A 26,568-nucleotide genomic window follows, 5' to 3' on the forward strand; every position below is an offset into this window, starting at 1 on the left:
GGGGCTTTGAGCTTTAGCGATCCGCTAGTTGGCTTCAGACCGTGCGCGAGGACGTCGTCGCCACAGCACTAGGCCAACAGCGATTAATCCAAGTGCGCTGTACCCGAGCAGAGCCAGTGACCCACCCGTCAGCGCGAGCATCGGAGCTCCATCCGTGGCGGGCGTGCCATTGCCCGGCGTTCCGCCCGGGTTCGTACCACCACCGTTTCCGGGTCCCTGAGTGGGGCACTTTGGCCCTGTGCACGTAGTGGTTTTCTCGTCACAAGCACCTCCGGCGCAAGTGAACGTATTGACTGCGGTTAAGGAAAGGGTCTGCACCTTTTCGGGTGTTCCAATCGTTACAGCTGCACCGTTGTCATACGAAGAATGATCAATCGAGCTTTCGGTCGCCCCGCCGCTGTTGGTCTCTTCGCCAAAGCAGCGAGCGCCGAGAGGTAACGCGATGACCTGACTGTTGCTGTTGCCGAGAATCACCGTCTCACCACCACGCACCTTCCAAGTGCCCGAGAACAGGGTTGATCGCACCGAGTCACCACTCGCGTTTTTCTCCTCGATCTGGCAGGTCACGAGGAAGGTGAATTTCGTTTTTTCCACTTGCTTGAGGCGCTTCGGGTCGCCCTTGAGCTGCTTCGTCAGCTGGACCTTGCCCGCTGAGTAGTAGTTTGTCAGCGAGGCCGTTACATTGCCAGCGGCTTGGGCCGAGCTGTCCCATGGAATGGTCACTGTGACGGGCTCAGGATCAAGATCCTTGTCTGAGCGCGGCGAAGCCGTTTCAGTCACAACACACTTGGCGAAAGCCGGAATCGGCCCGAGCACTGCCGAACTGACCGACTCCGAGCCGTCGGGCTGAAGCGTGATGGTGTTTGAATAGACACTCTCGTCGTTCAGCGTGCACTCCACACCGAACTCAAGCGGATCCTTCGCGCTGAACGGTTTCACGCCGGCACCCTTGAGTGTCTTCTGGATGTTGAGGCTGCCATCAGCGATGAGACCCGCATTAATGGTGGTGTTGGACTCGTTGGTACCGACGACTACCGGTGCGCTGGCGCCCGACGTCACATCAGGCACCGAGGCGGTTCCAGGCGCGGATCCTGCAGCGTTCTGCTCAGTGAATGCCGAGGCTCCAGTGGGCTTGCTGAAGGTGACAACGTAGCCGTTGGCGTCGGAAGAACGCAGACCGTCGAAGTGGTAATCACCGTTTTCGTCGGTGGTGGTTGTGCGATCAACGGCGTTGCCAAGATCGTCAGTTCCGACGAGGTGCACACTCACGTTGGGTGCGCCGGGCTCGGGCAGATCGCCGTCGCCACCGAGAACCCCGCTGCGATTGAAGTCCCACCACACATGGCTGCCTACGGAAGACGAGACTACGGTCTCGGCGCGGTCGAGCGGGCCAACAAACTGGTCAAGACCGGTCGCGGCAGCAGCTGCCCGGTTCACGTAGCGGTCACCCGCGGCATTTCCCTTGCCAACCATCGCGACCTCAACTGAGATCTTGTCGCCGGGGTTGTACGCGCCGGGGCGCTGGAACCGCAAGCCAGTTACGTCCGCATTTCCGGTCGGGCAGGATCCCGTGCCACTCACGAGGTTGCCACCGCTGGGAGCGTCACACCAGGCAGTTGACCCAGCTGCTCCGTTCGAGGAGTGGGTCGGGTTTGCGTTGATGCTTGTCGAGTTTGTGTACAGCGTCACGACGTCACTGCCGCCCTCGGTCACGGTCGCACCATCGAAGGTGAATGTGCCGTGGAATGAAGTACCGAGCTTGCCCTGAGCGGGCAGCACATCGATGATGTCGGGGCCGGAGACTCCGGATCCAGTAACGACGGGAAGCGTATTGGTCAGCGTGATTGACCAGAGGTTGCGCTCCAAATTGGTTGCACCTGGAGTATTGACCTGAACGACAGGGGTAAGTGCCTTCTTCTCGAGTTTGATACCCGCGACGTTCGAGATCTGAATTTGCGCGGCGTCGCGCCGCTGCGTAAGCATCGACGCATCTTCTGAGGCCCACGCAACAACATCACTGGATGAAGCTCCATCGGGTGCGGTAGGTGAGACCTCAGTTGTAAGAATGATCGGAGTGATCGGCTGGTTCACTTCGGCATTGAACACCCAACGCACGTAGGTTTCGCCCGCTGCACAGGCTGGGCGTTTGGCATCCGCGGGTGTCGAACCGATCGAAACGACGGTCGGGGTGACCGACGCATCCGCGTATGTTTGGGTCGACGCGATGCAATCCTCAACCCAAACCTCGTTAAAGATGCCCGGAGTTGATGCGCCACTGGTGAGCGTGGGACTGATCTGGTACTGAACCGTGTCATTGCCGGTCACCTGCGGAGGTGTTGAAGTGAAATCTCCCGAGGTGCCTTTGCGCACCTGCTTGTCGACCCGAACTTGTGCCGCGGCAAGGATCAGGCGGTCGCCGAGATTGCCGGTGTGGCCGGTGGTCTGCGTTGTGCCGGGATCATAGGTCGATGTGCTCCAGGCCCCGGGAGCTGCGAGCACCTGCGCCATTGACAGCGAGGCGCTCTTCACTCGCTTAGTGGAGGCCCAGTTGGGCAGAATCGTGCCGGTTGGCATTCCGGTGTCCGCCACCTGCATGCCGATCGAGACGGCCGCACGTACGTTTGAGATACCCACGTTTGAGACCGGCTTCGACAGGATGAGGTGCACTCGCACGCGGGCAACCCCGGTGTACACGCCCTCACTGAGTTTTGCGGGGTCATTGCCGGGCACGTCTTTGGGATTGTCGTACCAGGGCCCTGCTGAATCGCCACACTCAGATGCGGCGCCGGATCCGCCGGCGAGAGCGGAGTACTGCACCTTGAGTGCGGGGGTATCTGCGGCGGTCAGAGCCTCTCGAGCCCCGGTGCCGTCTGCCTTGAGCACGTTGTTGTAGCCGGAAACCCAGACGGCTTTGCCGTTTGAAGGTACCCGCTGCAACTGCGACGCCGTGCTCTTGCCATCCACTTCGGAGAGGTACAGCTTTGTGTTGTCCCAAACGTCGCAGCCGATAACACTCTGATCAACCGGCAATGACGTTGTGGATCCCGTGAAGTAAAGCTGAGACGTAAGCTTCTGCGTCGCGGCGACTGTCGCGCTTCCGGAACGCAGGGTCGAGCCTCCAGGAACGCCTTCACCGAGGGACGGGTCAGATGCAAACTGCGTAGGGGGAGTGTTTCCAGGGGCGCCAGGAACACCCATGAAGTACTTGTTGAATCCACCAGGGATTGAGATAGACATCGGCAACGCACGGTAGTCGTTCCAAGTCGGCTGTTCCGCGCTTGACTGGTGGTCGGCTGCGGTGAACCCGTTAATTGAGAGGTTGCTGAATGTATTGCGGGTTTGTAAGGTCCAGGTGTCATTCACCGGGACCCCGAAGTCACGAATTGTGGCAATAGGTACGTAAACCGTCACGGGCAAAGCCACTGCGTAAGCCTGGTTGGAAGGAAGTGCCTGGTCAGGGTACGCAGTGTTAGTGGGGATCGTGAGCAGACTCGTATCAGCGCCTGAGACCTTCAACTGGACTGGCTTTCCAGGTCCAGCGGTGGTCGCCGTACAAGATCCGCTGTCTCGTACCGAGTTTTCTTTCGTGGCAAGCACGCCCGCCTGAGTTACGCCGATTTTACGCGCGGGAATCATGCGACCCCAGGAGCCCGTGCAGGCGAAGCGAGCGCCGTAGGCGTCCGGGTCGGCGTTTAGGGCAGCGTACTGCTGGGCCGTCAGTCCGGGAAAGAGAGCTTCGGGGCTGAGGTCATCGGTGAACGTGAAGTCGCCGACGAGGGGCATTGCGCCCTTACCCTGGTTTGGTGCAGAGAGCAGGATCGAGTACTCCGTTGAGAGGCAGACTAGCGTTGAATCCCACGGACAAGCCACAGAAGCGGGGCCAGTAACGTAGCCACTATTCTCCGTTAGGGCAACGCCGTTTTTAGAAAGATCCCACTGCAGGCGCGAAGAGGCCTTTACCGAGGGGAGCGTCTGCGAAGGAATTGGTTCATCGATACCGTCAGCTTTGATACTTGCCTCGACGATGGGCAGATCTTGTGCGTTTGGCACAAAGCCCAATACTCGTAGCTTGACTGATACCTTTTGGCGCTCAACCGCAATTGAGCCCATGTTGCAGGTCAAGGTCTGCTCGGCGAGCTCATCAATAGAAGACGACGAGTAGGGCAGTGAAGGTGTTCCCGCTGTGGCTGGTTCGATTGTGCCCCCACCAACGCAGTACCCCGGCACCTCGGTGATTTCCATGCCCTTTGGAAACTTGATCGACCAGGTGAGATTGTCTACCTCGGAATCGTTGACGCCGTACTGTACCTCGTACGTGACGACGTCGTTGACACGAACAATGCCGTTGTTGGGGCCCGAGTCATTGCCCGCATCATCGTTCCCGTCCCAGCCGGGAGTGCCATCGCTCTGCGTGACGATCTTCATGTCAATGGGCGTGGGGCCTGCATCCGCACTTGCGCCGTCTTCTGCCCAGGCGGTGCCTGTAGGAAGAAGCGAAAAGAGTAGAAAGAGTGAAAGGGCTGCCGCCAGTCCACGCTGCGTGCCCGAGGTGCGGGCGCGACCGGTTCGCGGGTGTTTCCGTTGGAACATTTCTTCCTTAGCTGTATCGGTACATCGAAGGGAATCGAAGTTAAAAAGAGGGCAACTCAAATTGGGGGACAACAAAATTGCCCTCTTCACTCCCCTGGATGCAACTGACCCCGTTTTGTTACGCGACTACCAAAAGTTTTTCCGATTAAAATTCTGCAACCCCAAACTCACGCAGAAGTAACCGGTCGGAAGATGCTCTTTCGAGCTGGCGGTAGTCTCTCCTCATGGAGCTGACTCGCACTCGTGCAATTTTACCGCAGGTTATCTGGCATCGTGCTGTACCTTCTACTAATGCTGCGCTGCGAGAACTGGCGCTGCAGGGTGAGGATCGAGCGCCCCATGGCACGCTCGTAGCTACGGCAGATCAGACCGCGGGAAAAGGGCGTCTTGGTCGCGAATGGGTCATGCCTGCCGACACCGCGGTTGCCGCGTCGTTGCTGATTCGAGGGTTTGGTAAAAGCGGTTTGCCCGCAAGCTGGCTGCCCCTGCTCGCGGGCTCCGCTGTTGTTGGCGCGCTGCAGCCGTTATTCGGTGAGGGCATGCGCGTCGGCGTGAAGTGGCCCAACGATGTTCATGTGCGCACGGAGGCCGACGCCGAAGAGGGGCGAGTCGGTCAAAAGTTGTGCGGGATCCTGTGCGAAATGCTGCCCGACGGCTCAGTGGTCGTGGGAATGGGGATCAACCTGCTCATTCCAGAGTGGGAGCTGCCCACTGACCGGGCGACATCGCTGCTCGCAGCGGGAGCCGATGTTCGCGGGGCCGAGCTTCTCACGGACGCCGCGGGTCAGGATCTGCTCGACCGTGTTCTGCACGATGTGTGTGCTGGCCTGTTGCGCCTCGTTGAACTTGCAAATGTCGACCCGCAGGCGGCCCGGAATCGCGTGGCCAGGCACTCACTCACTCTGGGCACCGAGGTGCGTGTCCACCTGCCCGGTGACGAAATAGTTGATGGCCGCGCCCGCGCGCTGGCAGACGACGGCTCGCTAGTGGTGGATCTGCCGACCGGCGGCGAACTCACCGTGTCGGCGGGGGATGTGGAGCATCTTCGATAGCTCCGCATCCCCAACCGAACAAGCAGCTAGCTCCGCATGCCCTCGAGCGGGTAGTCCTCACCGAGCTGATCGATCTGCTGCGTGGTGGGATCCTGCTCGGAGAAATCGAGCTTCGGAACGGGGCGCTTGAAGCCGCCCGTCACGATCGCGATGATGCCAACGCCGATGAGGAGCCAAATGCCACCCACGATCCAGGTGGCCGCGTGCAGCGAGGTCCACAACCAGATGGTCAGCGCGAAGCCGATGAGTGGGAACACAACGAAACGAATCACTCGCCAGAACGTGACCTTCTCGCGTTGTCCATTCTTCGGGAACATGTAGGTGCGGATCACCGAGAGGTTCACCATCGCAAACGCGGCGAGCGCGCCGAAGCTGATCATGAACGCGACGATGTCGAGTGACAGGAACAGTGCCGAGAGCGCAAACACCGACACTGTGATGGCGGCGACGATCGGGGTGCCGAAGCGCTTGTGCAGGCGTGAGAGCGGCTTGGGGAGCATGCCGTCGCGGCCCATTGCGTAAAGAATGCGCGAGACCGAGACCTGGCCGGTCATGCCCGAGCCGAGTCCGCCAACCACGTACACGGCGACAAAGAACGACGTCATCCAGGGCATGTTAAAGCTGTCGATAACGGTTGTACCCGCGGCTTCGATCTGGCCATCGGAGAGTGAACCCCAGTCGGGTTGGTAGGCGAGCCCGCCCGCCCAAGAGACGAGGATGAAGCAGAGTCCACCGATCATGGTCGCCAGAATAATTGCGCGAGGAATGTCGCGGCGCGGGTTCTTTGCCTCTTCCGAGAGCGTGGAGACCGCGTCGAAGCCGAGGAACGAAAGCGCCAAGACGGCCGCGCCCGAAGCGATGGCGCCGATGCCGCCCTCTCCGAAGGTGAAGGGCTCGATCAGGTTCACTGAGGTGTTGCCGCCGAAGGCTTCCTTGAACGAGAGCACCACAAAGACCACAACGAGGATCACCGACAGCGCAATGATCGCAATGTTGACCTTGTTGACCAGCGTGATACCCAGGATGTTGAACAGCAGCACAAGCAGCAGAGCCGCGAGCGTAAACACCCAGACCGGGATCGCGGGGAACTGCGTGTTCAGGTAGATGCCAATGAGCATGAAGTTAATCATCGGGATGAACATGTAGTCGAGCAGCATGACCCAACCGGTGAGGAAGCCCGCCGCGCCACCAAAGGACTGTTGCGTGTAGGTGTAGGCCGATCCTGCCACGGGGTACCGGCGCACCATCGCACCGTAGCTGCCAGCGGTGAACAGCATCGCAACAACGGCGATGATGTAGGCCGCGGGCAGGTGCCCGTCGGTGACCTGGTTGACGATTCCGTAGGTGGTGAACACCGTGATGACCGTCATGTAGGTGACGCCGAAGAGAGTGAGGCCGGTGAGGCCAAGTGCTCTCTTCAACTGTGGTTGGTTCGAATCGCTCAAAATATCTCCTTTGAAGTGGTGCGAAGTGGTGAAGTCTGTATTAGTGGGTGCGTTCGCCCGCGAGCCAGGTGCCGTGCACTGTGAGGTCTGCGATGGACTCGGGTGTCACGCTGAGGGGGTCCGCAGACAGCCACACGGCGTCGGCAACCATGCCAACCGCAAGCGTGCCGCGATCCTGAGCCAGCGCCTGCCGCGCGATGCCCTTGGTGTAGGCGGCGAGCGCGGTGGCCGCGTCAACGCGCTCCTCGGGTAGCCAGGCGTCGGCGCAGGCGTCCTCGTGGCTGTGCCGGGTGATCGCCGTGGAGAGCGCGGGTCGCCAGTCGAGGGTGGTGACCGGCCAGTCGCTGCCAAAGGAGATCGTTGCTCCGCTCCGCTCGACCGAACCGATGAGGTACTGCCAGGTGTCGCGCGGCTCGCCGAGATGCGGGATCGTGAGGTCGCGCATCACCGCGTCGCACTGCGCCCAGTAGGGCTCGAAGTTCGCGATCACGTTGAGCTCCGCAAAACGTGACACGTCGGCGGGATCGAGCAAAGCGACGTGGGCGATCACGTGGTGGCGTTCGCGATCCGGATCCGTGAGCGTCGCCGCCTCAAGCGCGTCGAGTGCGTTGCGATTCGCGGCATCGCCGATCGCGTGCAGGTGTAGCTGGAATCCCTCGGCGTCAAACGCCTGGGTTGCGGCGAAAAGTTCGTCCCTGGTCCAGTTCGGCAGGCCGCGCTCGTCGGGCAGATCGGCGTAGGGTTCGATCAGCGCGGCGGTGTGGCTCTCGATCACGCCGTCGAGGAAGAACTTGACGGTTTCGCCGCTCAGGCGATCGGCGGCTAGATCCCGAACCTGCGCTCGCGCGGTAACGAACTCGGTGAGCTGTGCCCGCCACCGCGCGGGATCGGCCCTGAACGCGAGGTTCACTCGAGTGTGCAGGCGATCCTGCGCCACTGCGGCCAGGTAGACCTCAAGGTCGCTCGCCTCGACCCAGGCGTCTTGAATCCACGTGGTTCCCTGGGCAGCGTACGTGCGAGTGGCGCGTTCGAGCGCATCGATCCGCTCCTCGAGCGTGAACGAGGGCACGATGTTGGCGAGAAAGTCATTGGCCGCGGCTTCCTGTAGCGTGCCGAGTGGGGAGCCGTCCGCGCGCCGCACGATGCGTCCGAGCGCGGGATCCGGCGTATCGGCGGTGATCCCCGCGGCTGCGAGCGCTGCGGAGTTCACCCAGACTGTGTGGTAGTCCCAGGAGCGAAGAATGGTGGGGGTGTCTCCGGTGACCTCGTCGAGCCAGTGCGCGTCGAAGTAGCCGCCGGGCGCAAACGTTGCGTCGTAGCTGCCGCCCACGATCCACGTTGCCTCGGGGTGCTCTGCGCGCCAGGTTGCAACAGCCTCGAGGATTCCCGGGATGTCGGACGCCTGCCTGATGGCTGGTCCGAGCGATTCCAGACCACCGAGCATGGGGTGGGCGTGACCGTCGCCGACCGCGGGGGTGAGTGTGCCGCCCTCGAGGTCTATGACCTCCGCGTTGGCCTCCGCTGCCAGGGGCTCAGCCTCAGACCCGATCGCCACAACAACCCCGTCACGCATTGCGAGCGCGCTGCTTGTCACGCTGCTGCCTGCTTGTGCTGGATCGATGAGGATCGTGCCACCCGTGAAAACCGTGGTCTTCATGCGAAAGCCTCCTTGCTTGGTGTGACGCGCGGGTCAGTTTCCCACTTAAATGAACAGGGTTCTTTTTCTGCTCGGGTTCGAGGATAATACGAAAAGGAAGAAAAGTGTTACTCGATGGAGAAACTCGACGCGATAGGGTCATTGCTTGTGGCAGAGGAGAAGCAGCAGCGGCGGGCAGGGCGCCCAAAAACGCCGCTGTTGAACCGGCAGCTCATCTTGGAGACCGCTCTGCGCTTGCTAGACGAACGCGGTGAGTCTGGTGCCAGCATGCGCGAGGTTGCCCGTGAACTCGGTGTGCGACCTTCCGCCCTGTACAACCACGTTTCGGGGCGCGAAGAACTGATCGCGGGTATTCGCGAACAGATCAGCGACCGCATGGATGTCGGAGTGTTCGATCGTCTTGAGTGGGACGCCGCGATGATCAGCTGGGCCGATTCCTATCGGGCCGCGTTTGCCGCGCATCCTCCCACGATTGCCTTGCTCGCCACGCAGCCCCTGAGCGCTGACGCTCGAACAAGCCTCATGTACGACCTGGTCTCCCGGGCGCTCGTTGACGCTGGGTGGCCGCGAGAACGAGCACTCTCGGTGATTGTTGCCATTGAGTCGTTTGTGCTCGGCTCCGCGCTCGACGCCGCTGCAGATCCGACGATGCTGGATCCCGGCGCGCGCGACGATGTCCCCGACTTTGCGGCGGCGTACGCGGCGCGGAACGCCCACCTCGCAGCGGCGGGAACGTCACCGGCCGACGATGCCTTCCAGCTCGGCATTCGAGCGATCGTGCACGGCCTTCGTGCCGAGCTCGAATCGCTTCGGGGGAGTGCGCTCAAATAGTTGCGATCGCTGCTGAGATAGCGGAGATGACCAGGATGCCCGCGCGTAGAGAGGGGTAGAAATTGGGATTCCCCGAGCGGTAATGGTCCCGCGCGATGCGCGTTGGGTTGGGCTGCATCCTGATCACCTCCTGTTTTTCCCTTGGGGGGATCTGTGGGGCGGACTAGATCGAACCGTCGATCTGCGTGTCCGCGAGGGTGGTCTTCGTCATGTTCTTCATGATTGCTCCTGTGTGTCGGTGAAGCGTTACACCGTGCTCGGGAGCTGTGACGCTTGCATTCCCCTGGTGTGGCTCCCGAGCAGCGGGTTAATGTGAATAGTACGTTCATTGTTGATGGGAGCGCGCGCTTATTTCAGTGTGCATTTGCTGAGGGTTTTTAAGGTTGCCTGAACTGCATGTGAAACGGCATGGTCGATATTTCGCGGGTGCTGTAAAAGCACTCAACCGCACGACCGTCCTTGAAAAGGAGGGCGTGCGGTTGAGAGTAAACGCGAGACGCTGAGGTTAGCGGAAGATGATCGTGCGATCCCCGTCGGCGAGAATCCTGTTCTCCGCAAACCAGTTCACGGCACGACGCAGCACGCGGGCCTCTTCGTCTTGCCCCAACTGCACGAGTTCGCGTGGGGAGTAGGAGTGATCAACGCGGGTGACGTCCTGTTCGATGATTGGGCCCTCGTCGAGGTCCGTTGTGACGAAGTGGGCCGTCGCGCCGATGAGCTTCACGCCGCGCTGGTGCGCCTGCTTGTAGGGGTTTGCGCCCTTAAAGCCCGGCAAGAACGAATGGTGAATGTTGATCGCCTTGCCCTCGAGTGCCTCACACAGCTCGGGGGAGAGGATCTGCATGTAGCGGGCGAGCACAACGAGCTCGATGTCGAGCTCTTCAACCGCCTCAATGACGCGCGCCTCGAAGGCTGCCTTGTCGGCGGCGCCGGCGATCGCGCGCTGCTCGAACGGCACCCCGTAGAACTCGGCGATGTCGCGCACCGTGTCGTGGTTTGAGAGCACAAGCGGCACCTCGATGGGCAGCTGACCGCCGCGGCGGCGGTAAAGCAAATCGTTGACGCAGTGTGTGGCGGTGGAGGCGAGGATCAGCGTGCGCACTGGGCGCCCAACCCTGTCGAGGCGCCAGGCCATGTTGTACCGCTCCGTCACCGGAGCAAGCGTGCTGTTGAAGCGAGACTCAAATGTCTCGGGCTGCGAAACCGCCTCAACCTGCAGGCGCATGAAGAATCGACCGGTATCGGCGCTGGCAAACTGCTGGCTCTCGGCGATATTGCCGCCCGCCGCGACGATCGCGCCGCTGATGGCGTGCACGATGCCGGGACCGTCGATGCAAGAGAGGGTCAGTACCCACTGAGTGGCGGAGCTGGTTTGAGCGCTGGTGTTCACGAGATACAAGGGTAGCGCCCGCACCCATGGTCATTCTGCGCGAGCTTGCGAGTCGCAGAATCTTGCCGCCCAGCAACTCCTTGCTAAGATGATTCTCGTCGTGACTGGCGTGCAGATGGGACACCATCGGGGAACGACACTCTCAGTTTTAGGCCGCTCGCCTGGGTCGCAAAGTTCATGGAGGAATGTCTATGTCAACCCAGTCCGCTTTTTTTAACGAGCCACTTGAGGTCGTCGATCCTGAGATTGCTGCCGTTCTGCGCGACGAGCTCAATCGCCAGCGTTCGACGCTCGAGATGATCGCGAGTGAGAACTTCGTGCCTCGCGCCGTGCTCGAGTCGCAAGGCTCCGTGCTCACCAACAAGTACGCCGAGGGCTACCCGGGGCGTCGCTACTACGGCGGCTGCGAGTTCGTTGACGTTGCAGAAGACCTCGCTCGGGATCGGGCCAAGAGCCTCTTCGGCGCGAAGTACGCCAACGTGCAGCCTCACTCGGGTGCCTCGGCTAACGCCGCGGTGCTTTCGGCGATCGCCGAACCAGGCGATACCATCCTCGGTCTTGAACTCTCGCACGGTGGCCACCTCACCCACGGCATGAAGCTGAACTTCTCGGGCAAGCTCTACAACGTTGTCTCGTACGGCGTTGACCCCGAAACATTCCTTGTCGACATGGATGTTGTGCGCCAGAAGGCCCTCGAGACGAAGCCCAAGGTCATCATCGCGGGCTGGTCGGCGTACCCCCGCACGCTCGACTTCGCTGCGTTCCGCGCGATCGCTGACGAGGTTGGTGCGACCCTCTGGGTTGATATGGCCCACTTCGCAGGCCTCGTTGCAGCGGGCATCCACCCGAGCCCCGTGCCGCACGCACACGTCACCTCGTCGACCGTACACAAGACCATTGGTGGCCCCCGCTCGGGCTTCATCCTCACCAACGATCTCGAGATTTACAAGAAGCTCAACTCGAACGTGTTCCCCGGTCAGCAGGGTGGGCCGCTGATGCACGTGATCGCCGCGAAGGCGACTGCGTTCAAGCTTGCGGCGACCGACGAGTTCAAGGAGCGTCAGCTGCGCACCGTGTCGGGCGCAAAGCTTCTCGCTGACGCACTAACCACCGAGGCCTCGCGCGCAGCGGGTGTTGACGTGCTCACCGGTGGCACCGACGTGCACCTCGTGCTCGCCGACCTGCGCAACTCACCCCTCGACGGGCAGCAGGCGGAAGACGCGCTGCACGCTGTGGGCATCACCGTGAACCGCAACGCTGTACCGTTCGATCCCCGCCCGCCGATGGTCACCAGCGGCCTGCGGATCGGTACCCCCGCTCTCGCAACCCGTGGCTTTGGCGATGCCGAGTTCACCGAGGTCGCCGACATCGTCGCGCAGACGCTGCAGCAGTCGGGCGACGTTGACGCCCTGTCGGCGCGCGTAAAGGCGCTCGCCGACGCGTTCCCGCTCTACCCCGGTCTCGAGGAGTGGTAAGCCGCGTGACAAGCGAAAACGCTCGTCAGTCAGCGCAGATCCTCAACGGAACCGCTGCGGCGGCCGCGATCAAGCAGGAACTCACTGAACGAGTCACCGCGCTCAAGGCCCGCGGGGTCACCCCGGGCCTTGCAACGGTGCTCGTCGGTGAGGATCCTGGCTCGCAGTGGTACGTCGCGGGCAAGCACCGCGACTGCGCCGAGGTGGGCATCACCTCGATCAAGCGTGAGCTGCCCGAGTCGGTGACGCAGGAAGAGCTTGAAGCGGTACTCGCGGAGTTGAACGCCGACGAGAGCTGCACCGGCTACATCGTGCAGCTGCCGCTGCCGAAGCACATCGACACCGATCGCATTCTCGAGTGCATCGACCCCGCGAAAGACGCCGACGGCCTGCACCCGACCAACCTCGGTCGGCTCGTGTTGAACGCGAACACCGAGATCAACTCGCCGCTGCCGTGCACACCGCGCGGTGTCATCGAGCTGGTTGAGCGCAACGGCCTCTCCTGGGCAGGCAAACACGTGGTTGTTGTCGGCCGCGGTGTGACGGTCGGGCGCCCCATCGGCCCGCTGCTCACCAGGCGCGAGTACAACGCAACCGTGACGCTGACGCACACGGGCACAAAGGATCTGGGCGCCGAGCTGCGCCGGGCCGATGTGATCGTGGCAGCGGCCGGTGTCGAAGGGATTGTGCGGGCCGAAGACGTGAAGCCGGGTGCGATCGTGCTTGACGTGGGTGTGTCGCGCAAGGTTGATCCCGAGACCGGCAAGAGCCGCGTTGTGGGCGACGTCTCGCCCGAGGTCGCAAATGTTGCGGGTTGGATCTCGCCAAACCCGGGTGGGGTTGGTCCCATGACCCGGGCCCTGCTGCTGAAGAACGTTGTAGAGATGGCGGAGCGCGCTTCGGCGTAGGTTGCCGTCACCTTACCCCGGGGGCTGCTCCTTGCCAGGTGGCAGGAGCGCCTCCGGTTTCGTCCCAGCGGGGGCGTGCATAATGAGTGGGGGCCATTGCTTCGCGCTCAAAACCACCGACACGAAAGTCGAGCCGCTCTGTGACACTGCCGATTTCCGCAGCGAGCGTGCTCGCGACCGTTCCAGCACTTCTCGGGATCGACTGGCTTGATCCTGAAACGCTTCTCAAGACCGGTGGGTGGATCGCACTGATCCTCGCGTGCGCCTTTGTGTTCTTGGAAACCGGCGTGCTGGTGCTCGCGTTCCTGCCCGGTGATTCGCTGCTGTTTACCGTCGGACTGTTCACAGCCACCGGCGTCATCGATGTGCCGATCTGGATCACCTGCATCCTGCTATTTGCCTTCGCGTTTGCTGGCGACCAAATGGGCTTCATGATCGGCCGAAAACTTGGCCCCGCGATCTTCAAGAAAGAGAAGAGTCGTCTCTTTAACCCCGAGAATGTTGCGCGTACGCACGCGTTCTTCGAAAAGCACGGCCCGAAGGCGATTATCATCGCGCGCTTCCTCCCCGTGTTCCGCGCTTTTGTGCCTGCCGCCGCGGGTGTCGGTCAGATGCGCTATCGCCACTTCGTAACGTACAACGCAATCGGAGCGCTGCTCTGGGGTGTTGGTGTGACCCTGATCGGCTTCTTCCTCGGCCAGATCCCGTTTGTGCGTGAGTACAGTGAGGTATTCATCATTGTGCTCGTGCTGATCCCGGGTATCCCGATTCTGATCGAGGCGATTCGTGCGTTTATGTCGTGGCGGGCGAAGCGCCGGGCTGGCGTCGAGTAACGCAATATCTGTGCCCCGCTAGCGGGCTCCTCGTGCGGCGTGAGGTCGAAACGCTCCCCGCACGTGAGTATTTTCTCGTTGACGACGAACGTTCTTCCTGTCGTAATTCTTGACCCCTCAGGTATGACTTGCTGAGAAGCGGAAACACGCGCCGTACTCAGAGTGCTTGTCGGGTCACTCATTTTGATCCGCTTTAACCCGGTTACTACTCAAATTCTGGACAGTTGTGTGCTGGTAGGCATCCCGGGTGTGCTGACATATAGCAAGGTACACCTGTGTGATCGTCCCTGCATTGATGGGAACCCCACTCATCAATGATTCCGATTTCACAATTCCACCGGAAATCTAATTATTAGATTTTGCATAATTTGAGGAACCATATTGGAATTTAAATCATTACGAAGAAAGCTGACGTTCGCCCTGGCACTCACTGTTGTGCTCTCAGGAGGCGGAGTAGCCCAGGCAGCAGTTCCAGCAAATGCGACCGAGAGCCCGACCCAAGAAGCGAATGATTCCGCGACGAGTGCTCCAGCGGGTGCTGACGAAGCGCAAGCCCCTGTTCCAGGGCCTTCCGGCGCGAGCAGCCGAGTTATGGGCGAAAAGGGTTGGCTTCCCGACGTGTTCACGATGAGAAACGATCACAACCCAAACCTGCCATTGGCAGTGGGTGATACGTTCAACTACTACATCAGAATCGGTGTGAACTACATGACCCCGGCTGGTCCGATGACTATCGTCGACAGCGTCCCGAGCGGTCTTAAAGTCATGCCACCGCCGTACTTTGCTCCGGAAATGTGGTGGAGCCAGGGCTGGATTCCTGAAACGGCCACGGTCTCTTCGCTGAACAACTACCTGGTTACGATTAACATCCCTGGGTTCCCTGTGATGGATAACAAAGGCGGAGACCACAACTGGGTCGAAGTGAAGGTTCCGGTGAAAGTTGTTGCGCTGACCGGCACCGACGTTCCGCTCAACATTGCGTATGTCGAACAAAACGACCCCCGTACCCCACAGCTGTGTGAGCTGTTTGCCCGAAATCCAAACAAGGCGATATTCGACGACACGCAAGCTCCAAATAAGTGTGCGGTTGACGGGACCGTGCCGCCAAAGAATGGTGGCGTGCAGGCGGGCAAGAATGCTTCCGCTTCAGCTTCCGCTTCAGCGACGGCTGATGGTAACCAGCAGGCTGGTGCGGTTGGTGCTGCGGTCGGTGCTGCCGAATCTGAAGGCAAGAGCACAGCGTCCGCTGCGGCAAATCACGATGCTTCTGCTGCTGCCGCTTCTGCTGGTAACGCGGATGCGTCGAAGGATGCGTCGGCTACGGCTGGTTCTGCGGCTCAGGGTTCTGCGGTAGGTTCGCAGGACTCGGAAGGCGACAGTGTTGCTGGCGCCGCGGGCTCAACGACCGGCAACCAAGATGCTTCCGGTGCATCTGTTTCGGCTGCTGATACGGATGCGTCCGGAAACGCCAGTGGCAAGAACGGTACGACCCAGGGTGGCAAGAACGCGTCGGCGTCGGCTTCTGCTTCGGCGAAGGCTGATGGTAACCAGCAGGCTGGTGCGGTTGGTGCTGCGGTCGGTGCTGCCGATTCTGAAGGCAAGAGCACAGCGTCCGCTGCGGCAAATCACGATGCTTCTGCTGCTGCCGCTTCTGCTGGCAATGCGGATGCCTCGAAGGATGCGTCGGCTACGGCTGGTTCTGCGGCTCAGGGTTCTGCGGTAGGTTCGCAGGATTCGAACGGCGACAGCATTGCTGGTGCTGCGGGTTCAACGACGGCGAATTCGGATGCGTCTGGTGCGTCGAAGTCGGCTGCTGACACGGATGCGTCGTCGAATGCGGCGGGGAACGCGTCTGGCGCGAACACGGGTGTGCAGGGTAACAAGAACGGTACGACCCAGGGTGGCAAGAACGCCTCGGCGTCGGCTTCTGCTTCGGCGAAGGCTGATGGTAACCAGCAGGCTGGTGCCGTTGGTGCTGCGGTCGGTGCTGCCGATTCTGAAGGCAAGAGCACAGCGTCCGCTGCGGCAAATCACGATGCTTCTGCTGCTGCCGCTTCTGCTGGCAACGCGGATGCCTCGAAGGACGCATCAGCTACGGCTGGTTCTGCGGCTCAGGGTTCTGCGGTAGGTTCGCAGGATTCGAACGGCGACAGCATTGCTGGTGCTGCAGGTTCAACGACGGGTAGCAAGGATGCGTCAGGTGCGTCTGTTTCGGCTGCTGATACGGATGCGTCTGGTAACGCCAGCGGCAAGAACGGTACGACCCAGGGTGGCAAGAACGCGTCGGCGTCGGCTTCTGCTTCAGCGAAGGCTGATGGTAACCAGCAGGCTGGTGCCGTTGGTGCTGCGGTCGGTGCTGCCGATTCTGAAGGCAAGAGCACAGCGTCCGCTGCGGCAAATCACGATGCCTCTGCTGCTGCCGCTTCTGCTGGCAATGCGGATGCCTCGAAGGACGCATCGGCCACGGCCGGTTCTGCGGCTCAGGGTTCTGCGGTAGGTTCGCAGGATTCGAACGGCGACAGCATTGCTGGTGCTGCGGGTTCAACGACCGGTAGCAAGGATGCGTCAGGCGCTTCTAAGTCGGCTGCTGACACCGATGCATCGTCGAACGCATCGGGGAGCGCATCTGGTACAAATGCGTCGTCGAATACATCGGGGAACGGGTCTGGTACGAACAACGAAACCGGTAAGAATGGCACGACCCAGGGCGGCAAGAACGCTTCCGCTTCCGCTTCTGCCTCCGCGACGGCTGATGGAAATCAACAGGCCGGTGCGGTCGGTGCTGCGGTCGGAGCTGCCGATTCTGAAGGCAACAGCACAGCGTCCGCTGCGGCGAACCACGATGCTTCTGCTGCTGCCGCTTCTGCTGGTAACGCGGATGCGTCGAAGGATGCGTCGGCTACGGCTGGTTCTGCGGCTCAGGGTTCTGCGGTAGGTTCGCAGGACTCGGAAGGCGACAGTGTTGCTGGCGCCGCGGGCTCGACAACGGGTAACAAGGATGCGACTGGCGCGTCCATGTCAGCCGCTTCCTCGAACGCGTCTGGTAACGCCAGCGGTAAGAACGGTACGACCCAGGGTGGCAAGAACGCGTCAGCGTCTGCTTCCGCTTCGGCACAGGCTGACAACAACAGCCAGGCCGCGGCTCAGGGAGCAGCGGTTGGTGCTGCCGATTCCGACGACAAGGGCGCAGCTTCCGCTGCCGCGAACCACGACGCGTCTGCTGCTGCCGCTTCTGCTGGCAACAATGATGCGTCGAAGGATGCGTCGGCCACGGCTGGTTCTGCCGCTCAGGGTTCTGCGGTAGGTTCGCAGGACTCGGAAGGCGACAGTGTCGCTGGTGCTGCCGGTTCAACGACGGCAACAGGTGATGCGTCGGGTGCGTCGAAGTCGGCTGCCGACACGAACGCATCGACGAACGCGTCTGGTACGAACAACGCAACCGGTAAGAACGGCACGACCCAGGGTGGCAAGAACGCGTCAGCGTCTGCTTCCGCTTCAGCGAAGGCTGACGGAAACCAGCAGGCTGGTGCGGTTGGTGCTGCGATTGGTGCTGCCAATTCTGATGGCACGACCACAGCGTCTGCTGCGGCAAATCACGATGCTTCTGCTGCTGCCGCTTCTGCTGGTAACACGGATGCGTCGAAGGATGCTTCGGCCACCGCTGGTTCTGCCGCGCAGGGTGCTGCGGAAGGTTCGCAGAACTCGAATGGCAACAGCATCGCTGGTGCTGGCGGCTCAACCACCGGCAACAAGGACGCGACAGGCGCATCAATGTCGGCCGCTTCCTCGAACGCCTCCGGAAACGCCAGCGGTAAGAATGGCACGACCCAGGGTGGCAAGAACGCGTCGGCGTCGGCTTCTGCTTCGGCGAAGGCTGATGGTAACCAGCAGGCTGGTGCGGTTGGTGCTGCGATCGGTGCTGCGGATTCTGATAGCAGGGGCGCAGCCTCAGCTGCCGCGAACCACGATGCAAGCGCTGCTGCCGCTTCTGCTGGCAACAATGATGCGTCGAAAGACGCATCGGCCACGGCTGGTTCTGCTGCAAAGGGTTCTGCGGTAGGTTCGCAGGACTCGAACGGCAACAGCATTGCTGGCGCCGGCGGTTCAACAGCTGGCAACAAGGATGCGTCAGGCGCATCTAAGTCGGCTGCCGACACGGACGCGTCGTCGAATGCGGCGGGCAATGCGTCCGGTACAAATAATGGAAATGCTAATGCTGGTGAGACGGGTGGAGATCCGGTTGCCCCGAAGATCAGCACTGCGTCACTGCCGGTGGCCACGGTGGGCGTGAAGTACAGCGCCCAGGTGAAGTCTTCGGGCACGCCTGCGCCGTCGTTCACTGTCTCGTCAGGCAAGCTTCCCAAGGGCCTGTCCCTGGACGCGAAGACTGGTGTGATCTCGGGGACTGCCTCCGAGTCGGGAACGTTTAAGTTCACGGTGACCGCGAAGAACTCAGCAGGGATTGTGTCACAGTCTGTGTCCATGACGGTGAAGCCTTCTACGCATACTGTTTGTGACGTGCCTCGCAAGACGCCCGTGTTTGCAGATACTCCGTTGAGCCACAAGTTCTATAAGGAGATCGACTGGATGGAGTGCATGAAGTACTCCACCGGTTGGAAGCAGGCTGCGGGCAAGCCGCTGTACAAGCCGGCCGACAACCTGGAGCGTCAGGCGATGGCAGCGTTCATCTTCCGAATGGAAGCTCCGAAGAACTACCAGGCACCGAAGGTGTCACCGTTCGCGGATGTCAACCCAGGCGACTCCTTCTACAAAGAGATGGCGTGGATGTACGAAGCGAAACTCTCTACCGGGTACAAGGAAGCCGGCGGAAAGCCGACGTTCCGACCACACGCATCACTGACGCGTGAGGCGATGGCAGCGTTCATCTACCGCCTCGAGGCTCCGAAGAACTACACGGCACCGAAGGTGTCGCCGATGGCAGATATGAAGCCGGGGATGTCGTTCTATAAGGAGATCTCGTGGATGTACGACGTGAAGCTCTCCACCGGCAACAAGACAGCTGCAGGGAAGGAGTACTGGCCGAAGGATGACCTGTCGCGTCAGGCGATGGCAGCGTTCATCTACCGACTGGTGCTCGACTACCGCAAGTAGCTGACACCCCTCCCGTGGGTTGTACGATCCCGAGCGAGTCAAAACCATTGGTTTTAATTCGCTCGGGATCGCCCAGCCCGCAGGAGACACAGTCCCTCGCAACGAGTGAGTGCGCTATGGCTGCGAGGGGCTCATTTTTGTTTGGAAAATCTTTGCCAGTAGGGGCGCCTGAGGGCGGTGAACTGGCTTTTTGTCTTCGCTTAACGCCTGGAAGTTGGCGCAGACATCTTGCTTTACCTTGGGGGGGTAGCATGTCTTTAACTTCGCGCAAGAGAGGTAATAGTTTACTTTTTCGAGAGGAGTCGAGGAACGCGGTTGCGCTCATTCAAGATGCGGTCTCAGTCCATATTTCTGGAGTGACCGGTGGAAGCGCAAAGGCTCAGCAAGAGATCGTAGCTCAGCTTTCTCCACTGGGTTACGCGGTGTTCGGGATTAGGTGTTCAGCCTCTATTAGTAACGCGCCGCTCGCCGCATTCCGGCTTTCTGAGCTCTGGCAGAATCTCCGTCTGCCCGATTCGCCCTCTATGTCTCAGGTCGTGCAGCGACTATGCGAGGCTGTTCTGAGCCAACCGCGAGCCGTGCTTGTTGTGGAAAATCTTGACAACATCGATGCCGCGAGTTGGGCGGTCGTTGATGAGGTCTATTCGCGTACCAGGACGCCTCTCCTGACTTCCGGCGTTAGCATCACCCGATCCCAAGTGCGTGGCAAGAGAGCCATCTCTGACGTTGCGTGGCCCTGGGCAGAGGTTGCGCTAGACTCCCTCTCGTTCCAGGGGGTAGATACCCTCGCCGCCGAGATACTCCGGGGCCCGCCGTCGCACGAGGTTGTGCGGCAGGCGTACGCGGAGACTCAGGGCCATTTTGACCTGGTGCGCGCGGTGCTTGATGCGGGTAGCCGAGCCGGTGCGTTTGTGAAGCGCGGTGAAGAATGGCGCCTCAACGGTGATCTTTTCAATCCTCAACTGGCGGGATACATTGAGACGTACCTTTCCGCAAAACCGTCGCATCTGCGCGAGCCGCTTGAGGTGTTATCGCTATTTCAACATGTGAAACTGTCGGAGTTTGGCACAAGGTACTCAGCGGATATCGTTCAGCAGCTTGAACAAGAAAAACTGGTGATCTCCGAGGAGTCCGACGGTTCTCAGTTTCTTGAGGCCTCGCCACCCGTCGTCGCAAATCACTTACGGTCTACCATTTCGTCGGAGCGGGCAAGGGAAATACTCTCTTGGTTTGCGGATACCTTGGAAGACGCCGACGGTGAATCACTCGACCACGCTATTGATGAATCGAGCATAGAACTCGAAGGATCGGCGTGGCCGAGATCACACGCGGTGCTCAGACGTTCGCGGTTACTCGATGTAGCGCTGGCGGAAAAGATGCGGATGAAGTGGCGCTCTGACTATGAGAGCGAAAAGCGTGAATGGACAGCAAACCCCTCCCTTGAGACCGGTCTGCCTCTTCTGCGTAAGCTTGTCGTTTGGGAAAATGCGCCGGGTGAAACTGAGGAACTTCTTGCTCGACTCTCGAGGGTTACGGGTACGTCTGCTGCCGCGGCGGAAGCTGCGAGCTTGCAACTTGAAATTCAATCAACCCGAAATGGGCCTGAACGATTGGACGAGTTGGCGCTAGAACTGGCGGATCGATTCCCCCAGTATGCGTATGCGTTTGAGGGGCAGAGTATCTTCCTTGCCTCCATGTTTTCCTCGGCTGAAGAAGTTGCGCAGATTAGTGATTCTCTGATGCCGGCTTCCGACGGAGGAAGCGGGGTTGTCGAGGCATTCCGTGAGGCAATCGCCGGTATGGAAGATCCAGACGCTCTCGAGAGTTTGTTGCCCATCAAAGCCACAAAACGGCTGGCTCCGTTTCTCAGGCAGTCGCTGCGTACTCGATATTTGACGGTGAACCTGGGGATGCTGGCGCAGGGTCGCATCGTCGAAATGACAGGTTCAGTTTTGGATCAGCTCGAAGAAGCACTCGCGGCCGAAGATTATCGACTCATTGTGCAGCACTCCTACTTCGCCGCGCTCGGGCTTTATCTGATGGGGCAGTTCGAAAATGCTGCCCTCGTGAGCGATGCTGTTTTTGCCAGCGAGCCGCCGATCTCTGTTCAGCGGTACTACTACGCGGCGCTGTTGCTGCTCAACGCGCTCATTTCCTATCGAAGCGGATCGGGTTTGGTGGCCCTGCGTTTTATCGATCATTTCACATCGCTGCAGATTCGTGATTCTGCCATTCCTGGCGCGACAGCTGAGATTGGGGTCGCGATCCAGGCGCTTCAAAGACGCGATACCGAAACAGCGATAGAGGCGTTGGGGGTTGGACTGGGCAGGTGCCTTGCGAACGGATGGGTGCTCGCGGCCTTCTATCTTTCGGTAGTGGCGACGCAGCTTGGTATCGGAGCTCCGCTGCGCGAGCGCGTCGACTCGTTAGGTTTGCGTGCGCAGTTAACTCCTCGCCTTATGGCGCTGCTAGACATGTGTTTGAGTTTTCACGACTCTGAGCCTCGCGCCACCGAAAAACTCGCTGAGCTGTTTTTGGGGTGGGACGATCCGTATTTTGCGGCCGTGTGTCTAGAGAGCGCAACTCAGCGCTGGTTGCTGCGAAGTGACTTCGAGAACGCGGCTCTCACGGAAGCGCGTCGTAATCGTTTGGCGCTGGGGCCAATATCCAGTCCGGTCGATTGGGTCGACCAGCCGCTGGGTGTTGAGTTTGTGTTGACCCCTCGTGAGGAGGAACTCGCACTACATGCAACGCTCGGCACTCAAGAGATAGCGCGCAAGTTTTCATTGAGCCCTCGAACGGTTGAAAACCATCTGCACAGGGCCATGAAGAAACTGAACATCACGGACCGTAGAGAGCTGAGAAACAGAATGATTGCATTGCGGGCGCACAAGAGCGGAACACCCTAGTTCTCTAAGTGTGGCCGAGGAAAGCCGTCTCGAGATAACTGAGGAAGTCAGGATCAAGGCGGCTTTCTTCGGCCACAAGGGTGTTTAAGCCCGGTAGTTTGTCACCAGGCGATACAAGAACGCAGACATCGCTTCTCGAGACAGATCTTCTTTCGGGCGATACTCGCGACCTGACGGGGTCTTGTTTCCGGTTGTGAGCTTCTCGCTGTACATCCAGGAGATCTCTTTATAGAAATTCATCCCTGGTTTCATGTCCGTTAGCGGAGACACCTTGGGGGCTTGGTACCCGGCGGGGCTTTCAAGGCGGTAAATGAAGGCGGCCATCGCCTCTCGAGTGAGTGTTCCACCCGGGCGGAAGGTCGGTTTCCCGTGTGCTTCACGGTACCCAGTTGATAGGCCCTCCTTGTACATCCAAGTGATTTCTTTGTAGAAGGAATCGCCGGGGTGCACATCAGCGAATGGTGATTCTTTCGGCGCTTTGTAGTCTTTGGGAGCCTCGAGGCGATAGATGAAGGCCGCCATCGCAGCGCGCTGGAGGTTGTCACTCGGACGATAGAGCGACTTTCCGATTGCCTGTCGCCAGCCAGTTGAATAATTCATGCACTCCATCCAGTCGATCTCTGTATAGAACTTGTGCGACAGGGGTGTGTCAGCAAAGACCGGAACGCGGCGCGGTTCCATACATTTCTGGGGCAGATCGCTCCCTTCGGCCACGACAGAAACACGGGGCGATTCAAAACCGTTTTGATCCACGGCTGAAACGCTCAAGCGTTCCCCTTTCGAGACTGCGGGGCGAGCGGGCAGCTTTATCGAATACGTGCCATCGTTGCCTACTGAACCACGCGCAATTTCTTTGCCGGCTGAGTTTCTAATAATCACGGTGTACCCCTTTGAGCTCTTGCCGCTCACCATCGTGTTGTTGGCAGATTTCACCGTTGGGGCGAGTACCTGTATAAATTCGACCGACTTTGTGGAGGTCGAGGCTGATCCTCCGAGATCCACGGACACATTTGCGGTGCCTCCGATGGTCGACGAGACCTTCGCGGCGTAGCGGCCGTTGCCGAGAGAAATGACGGGGGTCATCGTACCGAGGTCGGTACGAATGTGGAGCTGGCTAGCTGCAGCTGAATCGGTCACGGTGTTTCCGAATGTGTCCTTCAGCGTCATGGTAGCGGTCGCTGTGGCGGCGCCGTTCGCGTGAACAATCTCTCGATCGAGGGTGAGGGTAGAGGCCGACTTCTGGAGATCTACTGCGCCTGGAAGGAACATGATCTGAGCCTTGGAAGGGGAAGTAACACCGTTGACCGAAAACTTTACTGTTGCTGATCCTGATGTAGTTGAGGACCACATTGCGGAGTAGGTGCCATCGCCTCGGTCAACAACGTTGCTTAGACTGCCAAAATCGGGAGTGAGCACTACGTTTGCGCCGCCAGTCAGCATTGCGTTGTTGTTGCCTTCACGGGTCTTGACCGTGATCGTCGAAGTCGACACACCATCAGCGGTTACCGACACGGGTGACGCTGAAATTGTTGAAGTGCTTGCGACCGGAATTTGACCGACCGTGAGCGTTGTTGTGACTAGGTTGTTCGAGATGTCCGAGTCGATGACCGCACCATTCTTCTGAACCGCGGCCGAAGCGGGGTCGAGGGTGTTGTCAGCGAAGTTGGTTGGGATGACCGCGATCACCGGATACTCACCGGAGTAGACACCGGTCTTGACCTTCCCGGAAACCGTGACGGTTACGCTACTTCCCTTGGGGCCGTACCAGTCAGTTAGTACGACGGGACTCGACTCTCCGGGCGTGCCGCATGTCGCGCCGCCATCTGCCGTGCACGACCAAGACACCTGCTCCAAGATTGAGTTACGCAAATCGAGGTACACCCGGGCGACGCCATCAGGGGGACTGCCGATCGTGGTGGGACCGAGGTTTGTGGCCGTGTAGCTGAGCTGCACTGCGTCACCCGGGTTGAGCGCAGGGGGCTCGCCCTGGCCCGTATTTCCGACTAAACCGCCGGTGAGAGCCAGGTCGGTGAGAGCAGAGATCTGAATGTTTCTAATGTCTTGGTAGAGACCTGGACGATGCGCGGCCGCCGAAGTGCTGGCGGAAAAGCCGAGTTTTAGTGTTGCGGGAGTAACCGCGGCTACGTTTGTGTTCAGCACTTCGGTGAACTCGCCAACGGACTGGTTCTTGCTTGGTGAACTGGCTAGTGACACTGACACGCTCGCTCCGTTTTGAACGGGAGTGACCGTCATGCGAACTCGCTTGTAGGGGCCGTCAGATTGTGCCGGATCACCTTCGTCGTCAGAGGTTCTGAGGTCTTCTGTCGGGTATGAGGCGAGCAGGGGATACTGAGAGAGGTTGCACTCACGGTTACCCGGGCCGCGCATAAAGACGCCTGGCACAATTGCTTCACCGTTTCCGGAAAGCGGGCAGAGGGTCTGGCTGCCCGTGACCGAACGATTGAACCATCCAGCGGCGTCCAGGCCAACGCCCAGGTATCCACCCTTAACTCCTGAGTTTTTCGACGCGTCGTTCGAAGCGTACCCCAGGCCCATCCCGGTGCCCCCGGATGTGACTTCTTGGTTGCCGTCTACGAGGTAGAACGTGAGGCCGTCGCCCGCATCGGCCGCACCCGTCATGCGATAGTCGAACTCTGCAGCAAATCCAGTGGTCGAAGGGAAGGCTGAGTCTTTGAGCAGGTTTGTTGAAATCTGGGTGGCGTTTGAAGTGAGGCGCGTCCATCCGTCGCTCGTGAACTTTCCGCTTTCAGGGTCTGATCCTGAAAGGCTCCAAAGACTATTCACGGTGCCCTCTGGGCCAGCGCCGGGATCCACGATCGGGAAGGTTTCTGAAGCCATCGCAGGAGTCGAGAACAGGGTGCTTGCAATCGCAATGAAAACTGCCGATGCGAGAGCGCGTTTGCCAAAGCCTGAGGCAGCTCTGACGCTTCGTTGAGAACCCACCTTCGCTCTCTCCCGGTTGAAGTTTCTGTCCGTCCGTTCGTGTTCTGCGGCAAACATCAAGATATGTTCCTTTTGGTTTCTAGGCCGGTCTTGTGGCGAGGAGGGCCTTCGCGCGGGCGAAGAGCCACTGCCTAGCATTTACTCACGCAGCGGGCGGCATCATATGCCTGCTGAGTAGCCTTCGAGTTCTTACCTGGCAGGAGAATTTCGCATCAGGGTGGCACGTGCAGATCGCTGCTGCCGCGGTGTGAGCCTGTTGGGACACGATTTCTGGATCAAGTGAGATTGATGCTTGGCCGGGATGCTGAAGGCGTGCGCAGGGTTTTGCAAATCTGAGTACCAAACTCATGAGTTGAGTGGAATGCTCTTTCGGCTGAGTGAGAATGTTCGATTCGTTTGATGGACGTTGCCGGTATCCGATTTTCTTTGTGCGTTCAGATTTTGCTTTGTGGCTCGGAGAAGTTGCGTTTACTCAGATGGCCTTAGGCCGTACTCAACTTTCCTCTGGGTCGGTTGAGGGGTACTCAGTTTCAAGGTCACTGGTGTAGTCGAGGTGTTTCTTCGTGTTGTTCTTGGTGTGGCGAAGCTTTGCGGAGTCCTCTATGGGTGGGCTCTCGTTGTCGTTTCGCAGACGCCATCCTTTGCGAGGACCCCGGGTTTTCTGACCGAGGTTTCGTTTCGCGTCAGAGGAAACCCCGTGTCGAACCATTAACGCTAGTGAGTATTAAGGACAGCAAGATCAATGAATTTGAAACGATTGGGAAGACGGCTCTCCGGGGCCTTAGCTCTGACCCTGCTGCTTTCGGGGGGGGGGGGGGGGGCTTATTAGGCCCTGTTTCCCCTGCGAGTGCGGTTGAGCCGGTACAGGCCGATGTCGGTAGTGTTCGGATGGCCGAGCCCACAACCGAGGTGAAAAACTGGCAGCCTGCTGGGCCCGGGAGGCAGGTCGGGAACTATATTGTCGCGGGACATACCTTTAAAGGCTACGTAACCCCGTATACCGATTACGGCAACACTCTGAGGCCCGGAAGCAACCAGGCTCTTGTGACGTCGCCATACCCGCCCCGCTCTCCTGATTCTGAGTTCGCTGCGCTATTCGAGAAAGTTGCCGCGACGCAACCTTCTCTGAAAATCGAGGTCCCGACTTCTGGCAATACAGGGGTCGTGAAGCTGGTCAATTCCCTAGGCACCGGCTTGATGGCGGGCAAGTGTCTTGCTAGGGGGGCTCGTATTGCTCTTATTGAGGGTACCGCCACCTACGGAATCGATTTGAAGGATTGTAGTGATCCTGCCGTCGTCCAGGTCAAGAATGTTCCCCAGCATCGGTGCGCAATTACTGACACTTGCCAACCGGAGCCTGCCGTAAATTCTAAGAAAACCTATAACTTTTTTGCACTTTATG

The 26,568-nt window shown here is 59.9% G+C and carries 12 protein-coding genes and 1 riboswitch; of the genes, 7 read left to right on the forward strand and 5 right to left on the reverse strand.

Annotated elements, in window-relative coordinates:
* Positions 1 to 24: 24 nt before the first annotated feature.
* Positions 25 to 4,590, reverse strand: coding sequence for a DUF5979 domain-containing protein (locus tag G7068_RS12260; protein WP_166292222.1), 4,566 nt, complete (start codon positions 4,588 to 4,590; stop codon positions 25 to 27).
* Between the two features lie 224 nt (positions 4,591 to 4,814).
* Here G7068_RS12260 and G7068_RS12265 point away from each other — a divergent pair, with 224 nt between their 5' ends.
* Positions 4,815 to 5,642, forward strand: coding sequence for a biotin--[acetyl-CoA-carboxylase] ligase (locus G7068_RS12265; protein ID WP_166292223.1), 828 nt, complete (start codon positions 4,815 to 4,817; stop codon positions 5,640 to 5,642).
* 26 nt (positions 5,643 to 5,668) lie between these two features.
* On the opposite strand, the gene G7068_RS12270 is transcribed toward G7068_RS12265, so the two are convergent.
* Entirely contained in the window at positions 5,669 to 7,087 is a 1,419-nt protein-coding gene (locus G7068_RS12270) for an APC family permease (protein WP_166292224.1), read from the reverse strand.
* Between the two features lie 40 nt (positions 7,088 to 7,127).
* Positions 7,128 to 8,744 carry an amidohydrolase gene (locus G7068_RS12275; protein ID WP_166292225.1) on the reverse strand — a complete coding sequence of 539 codons (1,617 nt, stop codon included), beginning with the start codon at positions 8,742 to 8,744 and terminating at the stop codon, positions 7,128 to 7,130.
* A gap of 114 nt (positions 8,745 to 8,858) precedes the next feature.
* Here G7068_RS12275 and G7068_RS12280 point away from each other — a divergent pair, with 114 nt between their 5' ends.
* Positions 8,859 to 9,575, forward strand: a complete 717-nt coding sequence (locus G7068_RS12280; protein WP_166292226.1) for a TetR/AcrR family transcriptional regulator — start codon at positions 8,859 to 8,861, stop codon at positions 9,573 to 9,575.
* A 505-nt stretch (positions 9,576 to 10,080) separates the two neighbouring features.
* Here the strand turns inward: G7068_RS12280 and purU are convergent.
* Positions 10,081 to 10,965: a formyltetrahydrofolate deformylase gene (purU, locus tag G7068_RS12285; RefSeq protein WP_166292227.1), complete on the reverse strand. Its 885-nt coding sequence runs from the start codon at positions 10,963 to 10,965 to the stop codon at positions 10,081 to 10,083.
* Between the two features lie 90 nt (positions 10,966 to 11,055).
* A riboswitch (ZMP/ZTP riboswitch) is annotated at positions 11,056 to 11,139 on the forward strand.
* Positions 11,140 to 11,156: 17 nt separating this feature from the next.
* On the opposite strand from purU, the gene glyA reads away from it, so the two are divergent.
* From glyA to G7068_RS12310, 5 genes are all read left to right on the forward strand, one after another.
* The gene (gene glyA, locus G7068_RS12290; protein ID WP_166292228.1) at positions 11,157 to 12,440 is read left to right on the forward strand and encodes a serine hydroxymethyltransferase; all 1,284 of its coding nucleotides are present in this window, start codon (positions 11,157 to 11,159) and stop codon (positions 12,438 to 12,440) included.
* Positions 12,441 to 12,445: 5 nt separating this feature from the next.
* A complete protein-coding gene (locus G7068_RS12295; protein WP_166292229.1) occupies positions 12,446 to 13,348 on the forward strand; it encodes a bifunctional methylenetetrahydrofolate dehydrogenase/methenyltetrahydrofolate cyclohydrolase in 903 nt (300 codons plus the stop codon).
* A 140-nt stretch (positions 13,349 to 13,488) separates the two neighbouring features.
* Entirely contained in the window at positions 13,489 to 14,181 is a 693-nt protein-coding gene (locus G7068_RS12300; protein ID WP_166292230.1) for a VTT domain-containing protein, read from the forward strand.
* A 381-nt stretch (positions 14,182 to 14,562) separates the two neighbouring features.
* Complete coding sequence (locus G7068_RS12305; RefSeq protein ID WP_166292231.1) at positions 14,563 to 19,293, forward strand: S-layer homology domain-containing protein; 4,731 nt, start codon at positions 14,563 to 14,565, stop codon at positions 19,291 to 19,293.
* 911 nt (positions 19,294 to 20,204) lie between these two features.
* Complete coding sequence (locus G7068_RS12310; protein WP_166292232.1) at positions 20,205 to 22,202, forward strand: helix-turn-helix transcriptional regulator; 1,998 nt, start codon at positions 20,205 to 20,207, stop codon at positions 22,200 to 22,202.
* 84 nt (positions 22,203 to 22,286) lie between these two features.
* Here G7068_RS12310 and G7068_RS12315 read toward each other — a convergent pair whose 3' ends face one another.
* On the reverse strand, positions 22,287 to 25,061 hold the full coding sequence (locus G7068_RS12315; protein WP_166292233.1) for an invasin domain 3-containing protein: 2,775 nt from the start codon (positions 25,059 to 25,061) through the stop codon (positions 22,287 to 22,289).
* Between the last annotated feature and the right edge of the window lie 1,507 nt (positions 25,062 to 26,568).

The sequence above is a fragment of the Leucobacter viscericola genome (assembly GCF_011299575.1).
Lineage (GTDB): Bacteria > Actinomycetota > Actinomycetes > Actinomycetales > Microbacteriaceae > Leucobacter > Leucobacter viscericola.

What these genes read in the sequence shown, in the direction of transcription:
- G7068_RS12265 (WP_166292223.1), top strand. Translation starts at nt 4,815, where the DNA reads ATGGAGCTGACTCGCACTCGTGCAATTTTACCGCAGGTTATCTGGCAT.
- G7068_RS12315 (WP_166292233.1), bottom strand. Translation starts at nt 25,061, where the DNA reads ATGGCTTCAGAAACCTTCCCGATCGTGGATCCCGGCGCTGGCCCAGAG.
- G7068_RS12280 (WP_166292226.1), top strand. Translation starts at nt 8,859, where the DNA reads ATGGAGAAACTCGACGCGATAGGGTCATTGCTTGTGGCAGAGGAGAAG.
- glyA (WP_166292228.1), top strand. Translation starts at nt 11,157, where the DNA reads ATGTCAACCCAGTCCGCTTTTTTTAACGAGCCACTTGAGGTCGTCGAT.
- G7068_RS12275 (WP_166292225.1), bottom strand. Translation starts at nt 8,744, where the DNA reads ATGAAGACCACGGTTTTCACGGGTGGCACGATCCTCATCGATCCAGCA.
- G7068_RS12260 (WP_166292222.1), bottom strand. Translation starts at nt 4,590, where the DNA reads ATGTTCCAACGGAAACACCCGCGAACCGGTCGCGCCCGCACCTCGGGC.